Annotated in this window: 9 protein-coding genes and 5 tRNA genes; 8 read left to right on the top strand and 6 right to left on the bottom strand. The window is 69.3% G+C overall.

Annotation, left to right across the window (positions count from 1 at the left end; genetic code table 11):
* Positions 1–29: 29 nt before the first annotated feature.
* The 3 genes from JG616_RS09820 to JG616_RS09810 form a co-directional block, all read right to left on the bottom strand.
* Positions 30–106, bottom strand: a tRNA-His gene (locus JG616_RS09820).
* An 81-nt stretch (positions 107–187) separates the two neighbouring features.
* Positions 188–264 (bottom strand) — tRNA-Arg (locus JG616_RS09815).
* 4 nt (positions 265–268) lie between these two features.
* Positions 269–345, bottom strand: a tRNA-Pro gene (locus tag JG616_RS09810).
* A gap of 203 nt (positions 346–548) precedes the next feature.
* Between JG616_RS09810 and tig the strand changes: the two genes are divergently transcribed.
* The 8 genes from tig (at position 549) to JG616_RS09770 (ending at position 9360) form a co-directional block, all read left to right on the top strand.
* On the top strand, positions 549–1847 hold the full coding sequence (gene tig / locus JG616_RS09805) for a trigger factor (protein ID WP_199392456.1): 1299 nt from the start codon (positions 549–551) through the stop codon (positions 1845–1847).
* Between the two features lie 24 nt (positions 1848–1871).
* Positions 1872–2498, top strand: a complete 627-nt coding sequence (clpP, locus tag JG616_RS09800; RefSeq protein ID WP_199359908.1) for an ATP-dependent Clp endopeptidase proteolytic subunit ClpP — start codon at positions 1872–1874, stop codon at positions 2496–2498.
* A gap of 126 nt (positions 2499–2624) precedes the next feature.
* Positions 2625–3914, top strand: a complete 1290-nt coding sequence (gene clpX / locus JG616_RS09795) for an ATP-dependent Clp protease ATP-binding subunit ClpX (RefSeq protein ID WP_199359909.1) — start codon at positions 2625–2627, stop codon at positions 3912–3914.
* Between the two features lie 296 nt (positions 3915–4210).
* Positions 4211–6637: an endopeptidase La gene (lon, locus tag JG616_RS09790; protein ID WP_199392455.1), complete on the top strand. Its 2427-nt coding sequence runs from the start codon at positions 4211–4213 to the stop codon at positions 6635–6637.
* Positions 6638–6801: 164 nt separating this feature from the next.
* Complete coding sequence (locus tag JG616_RS09785) at positions 6802–7074, top strand: HU family DNA-binding protein (RefSeq protein WP_191728308.1); 273 nt, start codon at positions 6802–6804, stop codon at positions 7072–7074.
* An 11-nt stretch (positions 7075–7085) separates the two neighbouring features.
* Positions 7086–7160, top strand: a tRNA-Val gene (locus JG616_RS09780).
* A 32-nt stretch (positions 7161–7192) separates the two neighbouring features.
* Positions 7193–7269, top strand: a tRNA-Asp gene (locus JG616_RS09775).
* Between the two features lie 111 nt (positions 7270–7380).
* Positions 7381–9360 carry a SurA N-terminal domain-containing protein gene (locus JG616_RS09770; RefSeq protein ID WP_199392454.1) on the top strand — a complete coding sequence of 660 codons (1980 nt, stop codon included), beginning with the start codon at positions 7381–7383 and terminating at the stop codon, positions 9358–9360.
* A 134-nt stretch (positions 9361–9494) separates the two neighbouring features.
* Here the strand turns inward: JG616_RS09770 and JG616_RS09765 are convergent, their stop codons facing one another.
* From JG616_RS09765 to gloB, 3 genes are read right to left on the bottom strand one after another with little or no spacing between them, the layout of a single operon-like run.
* Positions 9495–10310: an enoyl-ACP reductase gene (locus JG616_RS09765; RefSeq protein WP_199392453.1), complete on the bottom strand. Its 816-nt coding sequence runs from the start codon at positions 10308–10310 to the stop codon at positions 9495–9497.
* A gap of 29 nt (positions 10311–10339) precedes the next feature.
* The gene (locus JG616_RS09760) at positions 10340–11386 is read right to left on the bottom strand and encodes a lytic transglycosylase domain-containing protein (protein WP_199392452.1); all 1047 of its coding nucleotides are present in this window, start codon (positions 11384–11386) and stop codon (positions 10340–10342) included.
* The gene (gene gloB / locus JG616_RS09755; protein WP_199392451.1) at positions 11383–12153 is read right to left on the bottom strand and encodes a hydroxyacylglutathione hydrolase; all 771 of its coding nucleotides are present in this window, start codon (positions 12151–12153) and stop codon (positions 11383–11385) included. The genes JG616_RS09760 and gloB overlap by 4 nt, the downstream gene beginning before the upstream one ends.
* Positions 12154–12164: the final 11 nt, after the last annotated feature.

The following is a 12164-nucleotide window of genomic DNA, read 5'->3' as shown; positions in this document are numbered from 1 at the left end:
CAACACTTGACTGCCATGCGGGGGGAAACTGGGGTGGAAGACGGGATTTGAACCCGCGACCCCCGGAATCACAATCCGGTGCTCTAACCAACTGAGCTACATCCACCATTGGAACCTGCCGACATTGCCGGCTGGCCGGCCATTGTAGCGCGGTCACGCCGAAAAGTGCCACGTGTGCGGACCGGCATGGCGCGCCCGGCAGGACTCGAACCTGCAACCACCGGCTTAGAAGGCCGGTGCTCTATCCGGTTGAGCTACGGGCGCGGAGTGGTCGGGGTAGAGGGATTCGAACCCCCGACATCCTGCTCCCAAAGCAGGCGCGCTACCAGACTGCGCTATACCCCGACGGATGCGGCGCGGGCCCGCAGGCAGGCCGTCCGCAGGGCATTGTCGGGAGCGCCCCGGGAGGTGTCAACGCGCGGTGCTGGCGGCATCCGCCGGATTCCGCCAAAATATCCCGTTCCGTCGCCGGACGCGGGCACAGCCCGGCAGGCCGGCCAACCAGACAATCAATGCCCGCGGCCATCGCCGCGGCGGCAGGAGTGGGTATGCAAGTTTCAGTCGAGACCGTCGGCAACCTCGGGCGCAGGATGACCATCAACCTGCCGGCCGACCGCCTGCAGGACCAGGTGGGTGGCCGCCTGCGCGAGATGGCGCGCACCGCGCGCATCAAGGGCTTCCGCCCCGGCAAGGTGCCCGCGAAGGTGATCGAGCAGCGCTTCGGCCAGCAGGTGCGCAGCGAAGTGCGCGACGGCCTGCTGCGCGAGGGCTTCGATGGCGCCCTGCGCGACAACGCGCTGCGCATCGCCGGCCAGCCGAAGATCGAGCCGGCCGAGGGCGACGACCTGGCCTACGTGGCGACCTTCGAGGTGGTGCCGGACTTCGGCGACCTCGACGTCTCGGGCCTGAAGGTCGAGCGCGCGGTGGCCGAGGTCACCGAGGAAGACATCGACCGCATGATCGAGAACCTGCGCCAGCAGCGCCGCAGCTGGTCGGCGGTCAACCGCCCGGCGAAGGAAGGCGACGCCGTCGACATCGAGACCTGGTCCGAGGTCGAGGACGCGCGCCTGCCGGCCGAAGGCGTCGAGCGCGGCGTCTCGGTGATCGGCTCGGGCGCGATGCTTCCCGACATCGAACAGGCGCTGGTCGGCATGTCCACCGGCGACGAGAAGGACATCGAGGTGGCGTTCCCGGCCGAGTGGCGGGTGCCCGAGCTCGCCGGCAAGACCGCCCGGGTGCACCTGAAGGCCGAGCAGGTGTCCGAGGCGATGCTGCCCGAGGCCGACGCGGCGTTCATCCGCAGCTTCGGCGTCAAGAGCGGCGAGATGGAGCAGTTCCGCTCGGATATCCGCACCAACCTCGAGCGCGAACTGAAGGGCGCGCTGATGAACCGCCTGCGCCGCGCCGTCGGCGAGCAGCTGGTCGAGGCCTTCGCCTCGGTCGAGCTGCCGCCGAACCTGGTGGAGCAGGAGGCCCATGCGCTGGTCGCGCAGGTGGCCGAGCAGGCCCGCCGCCAGGGCCGCCCGTCGCAGCCCCCGGCCGACGCGCACCAGAACTTCATCGAGCCTGCGCGCAAGCGCGTGCTGGTCGGCCTGCTGGTCGGCGAGGTCGCGCGCAAGCACCAGCTGGTGCTCGACCGCAAGCGCCTGGACGAGACCCTGCGCCTGATCGCCTCGACCTACGAAGAGCCGCAGCAGGTCATTGACTTGTACCGGAACGATCCCCAGCTTATGGGTGGACTGCAGAACCGGGTGATGGAGGAGCAGGTGATCGACTGGATCGCCGAGCGCGCCGAACACACCGACCAGCAGCTGACCTTCCAGGAGGCGATCGCGCCGCAGGCGTGACGCGTCCGCTGACACAGGATTGACATGAGCATCCAGACCCGGGCCCTGAACCTCGTTCCGATGGTGGTCGAACAGACCAGCCGCGGCGAGCGCGCGTACGACATCTACTCGCGCCTGCTGAAGGAGCGGGTGATCTTCCTCGTGGGCCCGATCGACGACCACGTGGCCAACGTCATCGTGGCGCAGATGCTCTTCCTCGAGGCCGAGAACCCCGAGAAGGACATCAACCTGTACATCAACTCGCCGGGCGGAATCGTCACGGCGGGCATGGCGATCTACGACACCATGCAGTTCATCAAGCCCGACGTGAGCACGATCTGCGTCGGCCAGGCGGCCAGCATGGGCGCGCTGCTGCTCGCCTCCGGCGCGGCCGGCAAGCGCTACGCACTGCCGAACTCGCGGGTGATGATCCACCAGCCCCTGGGCGGCTTCCAGGGCCAGGCCACGGACATCGAGATCCACGCCCGTGAGATCCTGTCGATGAAGCAGAACCTGAACGCGATCCTGGCCCGCCACACCGGCCAGTCGATCGAAACCGTCGCGCACGACACCGAGCGCGACAACTTCAAGAGCGCCGAGGCCGCGCGTGAATACGGCCTGGTGGACCAGGTGCTCGAGCGCCGCCCGGAAGACTCGATCCAGCCCGCCTGACCGGCTGGCCGACCGGCCACGCCACGCCGCGGTCCGTCCACGGCGGCCCGGGCCCCGCCGCGCTTGCGGCAAGGGGCCCGGGTGCTATTCTCGACCCGACACTCCGATACACCGATTGGCGAAGGCATGACCGAAGACAGACAGGGCCGTTCCGGCGACAGCAGCAAGATCCTCTACTGCTCGTTCTGCGGGAAGAGCCAGCATGAGGTCCGCAAGCTGATCGCGGGCCCGAGCGTGTTCATCTGCGATGAATGCGTCGAGCTGTGCAACGACATCATCCGCGAGGAACTCGAGGAGAAGGCGCAGAGTGCGCGCAGCTCGCTGCCCAAGCCGAAGGAGATCCTCGAGGTCCTCGACCAGTACGTGATCGGGCAGCAGCGGGCGAAGAAGACGCTCGCGGTGGCGGTGTACAACCACTACAAGCGCATCGAGAGCCGGCAGAAGAACGACGAGGTCGAGCTGGCCAAGTCGAACATCCTGCTCGTGGGCCCGACCGGCTCCGGCAAGACGCTCCTGGCCGAGACCCTGGCGCGCATGTTGAACGTGCCGTTCACCATGGCCGATGCCACGACGCTGACCGAAGCCGGCTATGTCGGCGAGGACGTCGAGAACATCATCCAGAAGCTGCTGCAGAAGTGCGACTACGACGTCGAGAAGGCGCAGCAGGGCATCGTGTACATCGACGAGATCGACAAGATCTCGCGCAAGAGCGAGAACCCGTCGATCACGCGCGACGTGTCGGGCGAGGGCGTGCAGCAGGCGTTGCTGAAGCTCATCGAAGGCACCGTCGCCAGCGTGCCCCCGCAGGGTGGCCGCAAGCATCCGCAGCAGGAATTCCTGCAGGTCGACACCCGCAACATCCTGTTCATCGTCGGCGGTGCGTTCGCCGGCCTGGACAAGATCATCCAGGCCCGGTCCACCGAGGCCGGCGGCATCGGCTTCGGCGCCAAGCTCAAGAGCTCCGAGCGCAAGGCCGAAGTCGGCAAGGTGCTGGCCGAGGTCGAGCCCGAGGACCTGATCAAGTTCGGCCTGATCCCCGAGTTCGTCGGCCGCCTGCCGGTGGTCGCGACGCTCGAGGAGCTCGACGAGGCCGCGCTGGTCAAGATCCTGTCGGAGCCGAAGAACGCCATCACCAAGCAGTTCCGCAAGCTGTTCGAGATGGAGGGCGTGGAACTGGAGTTCCGGCCCGACGCGCTTGCCGCCATCGCGCGCAAGGCGCTCAAGCGCAAGACCGGCGCCCGTGGCCTGCGCACCATCGTCGAATCGGTGCTGCTGGACACGATGTACGACCTGCCGTCGCAGGAAAACGTGAGCAAGGTCGTGGTCGACGAGTCGGTGATCGAGCACAAGTCCGATCCCTATCTCATCTACGAGACGCCTGCCGCTCCGCCGGCCAAGGCCGCATCCGGAGACTGATCCGTCCCGGGCCTGCACCCGCTCGATCCTGTAGGAGCGGCTACAGCCGCGATCGCGGAAAGTCGCGCTCGCGGACGAGTGGTAGATCCCCGACGAGCCGTGGATCCCGGATCGCGATCGCGGCTGTAGCCGCTCCTGCAGGGATTCCCGCGGGCGAATTCCGCCTGCCTCCAGACTGAACGCCAGCTTCCCCGCGACCTGTCCGGGCGACACTCGGCAGTGCTTGCAAGGACCACCGTCGGGCCCCATAACGGGACGCATGCGGCAACCAGCCGCCCGCCATCCCAGGAGTCCCGATGAGCACCTCCCAGCCCACCACCATCGACCTGCCGGTCCTGCCGTTGCGCGACGTCGTGGTGTTCCCGCACATGGTCATCCCGCTGTTCGTGGGTCGCGACAAGTCGATCCGCGCGCTCGACCTGGCGATGGAGGGTGACAAGCGGGTCCTGCTGGTGGCACAGAAATCCGCCGAGACCGACGATCCGGGTGCCGACGACCTGCACCCGGTGGGCACGCTCGCCCAGGTGCTGCAGCTGCTGAAGCTTCCCGACGGCACGATCAAGGTGCTGGTGGAGGGCGTCGCGCGCGCGACCGTGGACACCGTGCGCGAGGTCGACGGCACGCTCGCGGGCACGGGCACGGTGGTGGAGCCGGTCGACGACCGCGAGGCGCGCGAGATCGAGGCGATCGCCCGTTCGCTGATGGGCCTGTTCGAGCAGTACGTGAAGACCAACCGCAAGCTGCCGCCCGAGCTGCTGCAGACGCTGGCCGGCATCGACGAACCCTCGCGCCTGGCCGACACCGTCGCCGCGCACCTGGGCGTGCGCCTGGGCGAGAAGCAGAAGCTGCTGGAGACCTTCGGCACCGCCGAACGCCTCGAGATGCTGGTCGGCCTGGTCGACGGCGAGATCGACGTGCAGCAGATGGAAAAGCGCATCCGCGGCCGCGTGAAGTCCCAGATGGAGAAGTCGCAGCGCGAGTACTACCTCAACGAGCAGATGAAGGCGATCCAGAAGGAACTGGGCGACATGGACGACGCGCCCAACGACCTGGAGGAGCTGGCGCGCAGGATCGCCGCAGCCGGCATGCCCAAGCCCGTCGAGACCAAGGCGAAGTCCGAACTCAACAAGCTCAAGCAGATGTCGCCGATGGCGGCCGAGGCCGCGGTGGTGCGCAACTACCTGGACTGGCTGCTCGGCGTGCCGTGGAAGAAGCGCAGCAAGGTGCGCAAGGACCTGAAGGTCGCGCAGGACGTGCTCGACGCCGACCACTACGGACTGGAGAAGGTGAAGGACCGCATCCTCGAATACCTCGCGGTGCAGTCGCGGGTGTCCAAGATGAAGGGGCCGATCCTGTGCCTGGTGGGGCCGCCCGGCGTTGGCAAGACCTCGCTCGGCCAGTCGATCGCCAAGGCGACCAACCGCAAGTTCGTACGCATGTCGCTGGGCGGCGTGCGCGACGAGGCCGAGATCCGCGGGCATCGCCGCACCTACGTCGGCTCGATGCCCGGGCGCATCGTGCAGAACCTCAACAAGGCAGGGGCGAAGAACCCGCTGTTCGTGCTCGACGAGATCGACAAGATGTCGATGGACTTCCGCGGCGACCCGTCCTCGGCGCTGCTCGAAGTGCTCGATCCCGAGCAGAACAACGCGTTCAACGACCACTACCTCGAGGTCGACCTCGACCTGTCGGAAGTGATGTTCGTGGCGACCTCGAACTCGCTCAACATCCCCGGTCCGCTGCTCGACCGCATGGAAGTGATCCGCATCCCCGGCTACACCGAGGAGGAGAAGATCAAGATCGCCATGCGCTACCTGCTGCCGAAGCAGATCAAGGCAAACGGCCTGCGCGAGGGTGAGCTCAAGGTGGCCGAGGAGGCGATCCAGGACATCGTGCGCTACTACACGCGCGAATCCGGCGTGCGCAGCCTCGAACGCGAGATCGCCAAGATCTGCCGCAAGGTGGTGAAGGAGGTCGCGCTGGCCGGCCCGCAGAAGAAGAAGCCGCGCGCGCTCAGCGTGAACTCCAAGAACCTGGACAAGTACCTGGGCGTGCAGCGCTACGACTTCGGTCGCGCCGAGCAGGACAACGAGATCGGCCTGGTGACCGGCCTGGCCTGGACCGAGGTCGGCGGCGACCTGCTGCAGATCGAATCGACGCTGGTCCCGGGCAAGGGCCAGCTGACGCTGACCGGCCAACTGGGCAACGTCATGAAGGAGTCGGCGTCCGCGGCGTTGTCGGTGGTGCGCGCGCGCGCCGAGCGCTTCGGCCTGGAGCTCGACTTCCTGCAGAAGCATGACGTGCACGTCCATGTACCCGACGGCGCGACGCCCAAGGACGGTCCGAGCGCGGGCATCGCCATGGCGACCTCGCTGGTGTCGACGCTGACCAAGGTGCCGGTGCGCGCGGACGTGGCGATGACCGGCGAGATCACCCTGCGTGGCAAGGTGACCGCCATCGGCGGGCTGAAGGAGAAGCTGCTCGCGGCGCTCCGTGGCGGCATCACCACCGTCATCATCCCGGAGGAAAACCGCAAGGATCTTGCCGATATCCCGAAGAACGTCACCGATGGCATGAAGATCGTGCCGGTCAAGTGGATCGACGAAGTGCTCGATCTCGCGCTGGAACGCCCGCTGCCGCCGGTCAAGCAACCCGGCGCGGTGGTCGCGCAGACCACGCGCGCAACCCGTAAGCCGTCGTCGCGCGCGGCGGTCAAGCACTGACGGAGCGCACGTTTTTCTTGCGTGGGTGCGGGCGCGCTGGTATAAAGTCGCGCTCGCATCGACGGCCGCTGGCCGCACGCGAACCCGGAGCCGCCGGCGGTCAACACCGCCCGCACGCCCGCCACCACACGAGCGGCCTTGTGCTGCGCAGGAGCACCGAAAAGATGAACAAGAATGATCTGGTCCAGGCCGTTGCCGACGAGGCCAACCTGTCCAAGGCCGATGCCGCGCGCGCTGTCGACGCGGTGCTGTCGTCGGTGGGCACGGCGCTGAAGCAGGGCGACACCGTGGCCCTCGTGGGCTTCGGTACCTTCCAGGTCAAGGAGCGCGCCGCGCGCACCGGCCGCAATCCGCGTACCGGTGAAGAGATCGCGATCGCCGCTTCGAAAAATCCTGTCTTCAAGGCTGGCAAAGCGCTGAAGGATGCAGTAAACTAAGCGGCCCGCATGGGTGCTTAGCTCAGCGGTAGAGCGTCTCCCTTACACGGAGAGGGTCGGGGGTTCGATCCCCTCAGCACCCACCAGGGTCTGACGTTCGCAACAGGTTCGACGACGCGGAGTGGTAGTTCAGTTGGTTAGAATGCTGGCCTGTCACGCCGGAGGTCGCGGGTTCGAGTCCCGTCCACTCCGCCAGTCACACCAGGAAGGCGCCCGAAAGGGCGCCTTTCTTCTTTTCCGCGCCGCGGGGCCGCAGCGCCCGGCCATGCGCTAGACTGCGCGGCTACGTCCAACGCGCGCCCTGACATGCTGCAAGCACTTCGAGACAAGACCTCCGGCTGGATCGCCATCGCGATCGTCATCATGCTGGCGATCCCGTTCGCCTTCTTCGGCATGGAGCAGTACCTGTTCCAGAACTCCGCGAACTACGCGGCGAAGGTCGAATCCCCGCCGTCGTGGTGGCGTTCGGCGCCGGACGTCTGGCCGGTGCGCAAGGCGGTGTGGGTGTCGCGCGAAGTGACGCCGGAGGAGTTCCGCCAGGAATTCGAGATGGCGCGCCAGCAGGCGCGCGCGACCCAGGGCGAGGCATTCGACGCGCGCGCGTTCGAGCAGGTGGACAGCAAGCTGGCCGTGCTCGACCAGCTGATCGACCGCGCCGTGCTCGGCCTCGCCGCCGAGAGCGCGGGCGTCGCCGTGGGCGACGACCAGGTGCGGGACGTGCTGCAGGCGATGCCCGAATTCCAGGTCGAGGGCCGCTTCGATCCGCAGCGCTACCAGATGCTGCTGCAGTCGCGGGTGCCGGCGCAGACGCCGCGCCAGCACCAGGACGAGCTCCGCGCGCGCCTGCAGATGGTGCTGCTGCCGAGCCGCGTCGCCGCGACCGCGTTCGCCAGCGAGGGCCAGGTCACCCGCATCATGGAGCTGCTTGGCCAGCAGCGCGATGCATCGGTCGCGCTGCTCCCGGCGCCCGCAGCCGACACCGCCGCGGTCTCCGCGGCCGAGCTGCAGGCCTGGTACGACGCACACCGCGGCGAATACCGCGCGCCCGAGCAGGTCTCCATCGAGTACGTCGAGATCAGCCCCGGGGACGTGCCTGCGGCCCAGCCGGCCGACGAGGCGACCCTGCGCACCCGCTACGAGCAGGAGAAGGCGCGCTTCGTCGAGCCCGAGCAGCGCCTGGTCTCGCACATCCTGGTGCGCGTGCCGGAAGGTGCCGACGCCGCCGCGCGCGACGCGGCCAAGGCGCGCGCGGATGCGATCGCCACAAAGGCGCGCGCCGAGGGCGCCGACTTCGCCGCGATCGCCGGGCAGGAATCCGACGACGAAGGCTCGAAGGCCGCCGGTGGCGACCTCGGCTGGCTGGAGCGCGGCATCATGGGCGAGAGCTTCGATGCCGCGGTGGCGGCCGTCGAGCCCGGCGTGCCGAGCGCGCCCGTGCTGACCGATTTCGGCTGGCACGTGCTGCTGGTGCGCGAGGTGCGCGAAGGCCAGGAAGTGTCGTTCGAGGACGCCCGCGAGCAGCTCGCCGCCACCCAGGCGGTCAGCGACGGCGAGCGCGCCTTCAACGACCTGATCGGCCGCCTGGTGGACCAGGTCTACCGCAATCCCAGCTCGCTGGGTCCGGCCGCGCGCGAAGCGGGCCTTCCGGTGCAGAAGGTAGGACCGTTCATCCGTGGCGGCGGCGAAGGCATCGCCGCGAACCCGCTGGTGCAGCGCGCCGCATTCTCCGACGCGCTGGTGCAGGACGGCACGGTCAGCGATCCCATCGAGCTGGGCACCAACCACAGTGTGCTGATCCGGGTCACCGCGCACGATCCGGAGCGCGAGCGCCCGTTGGCCGACGTCCGCGACGAGGTGGTGGCCGCGGTGCGCGCCGACCGCGCACGCAAGGCCGTGCTGGCCCAGGCGGATGCCGCGGTGGCGGAGGTGTCGGCTGGCAAGCCGCTGTCCGAGGTGGCCGCTGCGCAGGGCTGGATGCACATGCCGATGCCGGGTACGCCGCGCGGCATGCCGATGCCGTCGGCCGAAGCCAACGAGGCCATCTTCGCCGCGCCGATCCCGGCGGACGGCAAGGTCTCGGCCGGCCGGGTCCTGCAGGAGGACGGCAGCGTGGTCGTCTATGCGGTGGAAAAGGTCACGCCGGGCGACGTCGCCTCGGCCAGCGCCGAAGAACGCACGATGCTGCAGGCCCAGCTCGCGCGCATGGCGGGCGACGAGGATGCCATGGCGCTGATGCGGGCGCTGCGCCAGCGCATGCGCGTCACCACCGTGGAAGCGCGCCTCTAAGGCCCGCGGCGCCGCGCTGCCGCTCCCTGCGCGCGGCTTCCCACACCGCACAAACGAAGAAGCCCGGCACTGCCGGGCTTCTTCGTTCCAGGCCATCCGCAACGCCGCAGGGCGCGGCGGCGCGGTGGCCGGGTTCACTCCGCGGTGGCGTCGCCCGCAGGCTCTTCCAGGCCGGTCATGCTGACGATGTTGTAGCCCGCATCGACGTAGGTGACCTCGCCGGTGATGCCCGACGCCAGGTCCGAGCACAGGAAGGCGGCCACGTTGCCGACGTCCTCGATGCTGACCGTGCGGCGCAGGGGCGCATGCGATTCGACGTGGCCGAGGATCTTGCGGAAGCCGCCGATGCCCGCTGCGGCCAGGGTCTTGATCGGGCCTGCGGAGATCGCGTTGACGCGGGTGCCTTCGGGGCCGAGGTTGTAGGCCAGGTAGCGCATCGTCGCCTCGAGGCTGGCCTTGGCCACGCCCATGACGTTGTAGCTGGGGAGGGTGCGCACGGCGCCGAGGTAGCTCAGGGTCAGCACGGCGCCGTTGCGGCCCTGCATCGCCGGGCGCGCGCCCTTGGCCAGCGCGGCCAGCGAGTAGGCGGAAATGTCCTGCGCGATCGAGAAGGCGTCGCGCGTCAGGCCGTCCAGGAACTGCCCGGCGATCGCCTCGCGCGGGGCGAAGGCGATGGCGTGGATCAGGATGTCGAAGCCGTCCGGCCAGTGCTTGCCGAGGTCGGCGAACAGGGCATCGATCTGCGCGTCGTCGGTGACGTCCAGCGGGAAGACCGGGCCGCCGCCCAGGCGCGCCGCAACGTCCTCGACGCGCGACTTGAGCTTCTCGTTCTGGTAGGTGAAGGCCAGCTCCGCACCTTCGCGGTGCATGGCCTCGGCAATGCCGTTGGCGATGGAGCGCTGGCTGGCGATGCCGGTGATGAGTGCGCGCTTGCCCTGCAGGAATCCCATGGTGTGTTCGACCCGGTGGAGTGGGCCGGCTAGTTTGCCACGCCGGCTGCCGCCGGGGTCGCGGCGGCGGCGCGGGGCACCAGGATCTTCCGGCCGGGCGGCGCGCCGGTCGACAGCGCCGGATTGAGCCGGCGCAGGCGGGCCGGATCCAGGCCGTTGCGCCTGGCATAGCCGTCGAGGCCCGCGGGCTCATTGTCCAGGTCGACCGCCACCAGGCGCGCCACCGGGCGATCGAGCGACTCCGTCCACGCCGCGTCGCGACCGGCTTCGACCATCAGGCAGGACAGCGCATGCAGCTTGCGGACATAGGAGCGCGTGATGCCGGCGAGGCTTTCGAGGCCTTCGGGATCGGCGTCGGCCGCGCGCTGGCCGTGGCGGCGCAGGGCGCCGAGCACGCGGTACTCGCCGGCGTTGAACGCCATCACCGCCAGTCGCCAGTCGCCGGCGAACATGCCATGCAGGGTCTTCAGGTAGCGCACGGCCGCGCGCGTGGCGTCGACCGGCGACAGGCGGCCGTCGTAGCCGCTGCGCACCGGGATGTCGTGGTTGCGCGCGGTCACCGCGATGAACTGCCACAGGCCGGCCGGACCACTGCCGCTGCGCGCGCCGGGCCGGTAGCCGCTTTCGACGAAGGGAATGAGCGCGTACTCGGTCGGCAAGTGCGCCGCGCGCAGCGCCTCGACCACGTAACCGAAGAGCGGCAGCACTTCGCCCTCGGTGGACACCAGCTGGTCGGGGACGTGGGCGAAATGCTGACGCCAGCGGGGACTCGCGTCCTCGCAGGCCGGCTGGGCCAGGCCCTCGACGAAGCGCTGGTAGATCGCGACTCCGCTGGTCGCCGGCAGCGCCGCGGGCACGGCCGCCGCGTTGCCGGTGGGTGCAGGGGCGACAGGCGTGCCTTCAGAAGCTCCCGGGCCCGGGGCCGGCGGGTCCACGGCCGCCCTGGCCTCCGCCACCACCTTGCCGGCCGCTGCATCGCCGGCCGCGGCATCGCCCGCGACCGCATCGCCAGCCGCGACCGGTCCCGCAGTCAGCGCCAGCAACAGCGCCGCCGCGGCGAGGGCGCCCGCCCTCATGCGCGGAATCCGTCCTTCCAGCGCCGCAGCGCGGCGAAGGCATCGACGCGGCCCAGCGCGTCATGGCCGGCCCAGGCGGCGATCGACGCGCGCACGGCGGGTGCGTCCACGCGCAGGAACGGGTTGCAGGCGCGCTCGTCGGCGAGCGTGACGGGAAGCGTGGGCAGGGAGTTCTGGCGCAAGGCAGCCACCTCTTCGCTGCGGCGCTCGAGCGCCGGATTGTCGGGGTCGGCCGCCCGCGCAAAGGCGGCGTTCGACAGCGTGTACTCGTGCCCGCAGCACACCAGGGTGTCTCCGGGAAGCGCCGCCAGCCGGTCGAGCGAGGCCAGCATCTGCGCCGGCGTACCCTCGAACAGCCGGCCGCAACCGAGACTGAACAGCGTGTCGCCGCAAAACAAGAGCCCATGGCCCTGGAATGCGATGTGGCTCACGGTATGGCCGGGGACCGGCAGCACTTCGAAGTCATGCCCGGCCACGTCGATGTGGTCGCCGCCGGACACCCGGCGCGAGGCGAACGGGATGCGCGGGTCTTCCGGCGCGATCACCTCGAGCCCCGGCCAGCGCGCCCGCAGCGCGGCCACGCCGCCGATGTGGTCGTCGTGGTGATGGGTGAGCAGCACGGCGTCGGGCTGCCAGTCCCCGGCTTCCGCCGCCTCGAGCACCGGCGCGGCGTCGCCGGGATCCACCAGCACGCAGCCCCGGTCGGGGCCGGCGGGCAGCAGCCAGATGTAGTTGTCGGCGAAGGCCGGGATCGGAACCGGAGTCATGTGCAGGGCGC

Origin of the sequence: Luteimonas sp. MC1895, assembly GCF_016457215.1 — a bacterium.
GTDB lineage: Bacteria > Pseudomonadota > Gammaproteobacteria > Xanthomonadales > Xanthomonadaceae > Luteimonas.
Note: the sequence above shows the minus strand (reverse complement) of the source record. Positions and strands in the feature narration are given on the sequence as shown.

What these genes read in the sequence shown, in the direction of transcription:
- tig (WP_199392456.1), top strand. Translation starts at nt 549, where the DNA reads ATGCAAGTTTCAGTCGAGACCGTCGGCAACCTCGGGCGCAGGATGACC.
- clpP (WP_199359908.1), top strand. Translation starts at nt 1,872, where the DNA reads ATGAGCATCCAGACCCGGGCCCTGAACCTCGTTCCGATGGTGGTCGAA.
- clpX (WP_199359909.1), top strand. Translation starts at nt 2,625, where the DNA reads ATGACCGAAGACAGACAGGGCCGTTCCGGCGACAGCAGCAAGATCCTC.
- lon (WP_199392455.1), top strand. Translation starts at nt 4,211, where the DNA reads ATGAGCACCTCCCAGCCCACCACCATCGACCTGCCGGTCCTGCCGTTG.
- JG616_RS09785 (WP_191728308.1), top strand. Translation starts at nt 6,802, where the DNA reads ATGAACAAGAATGATCTGGTCCAGGCCGTTGCCGACGAGGCCAACCTG.
- JG616_RS09770 (WP_199392454.1), top strand. Translation starts at nt 7,381, where the DNA reads ATGCTGCAAGCACTTCGAGACAAGACCTCCGGCTGGATCGCCATCGCG.
- JG616_RS09765 (WP_199392453.1), bottom strand. Translation starts at nt 10,310, where the DNA reads ATGGGATTCCTGCAGGGCAAGCGCGCACTCATCACCGGCATCGCCAGC.
- JG616_RS09760 (WP_199392452.1), bottom strand. Translation starts at nt 11,386, where the DNA reads ATGAGGGCGGGCGCCCTCGCCGCGGCGGCGCTGTTGCTGGCGCTGACT.
- gloB (WP_199392451.1), bottom strand. Translation starts at nt 12,153, where the DNA reads ATGACTCCGGTTCCGATCCCGGCCTTCGCCGACAACTACATCTGGCTG.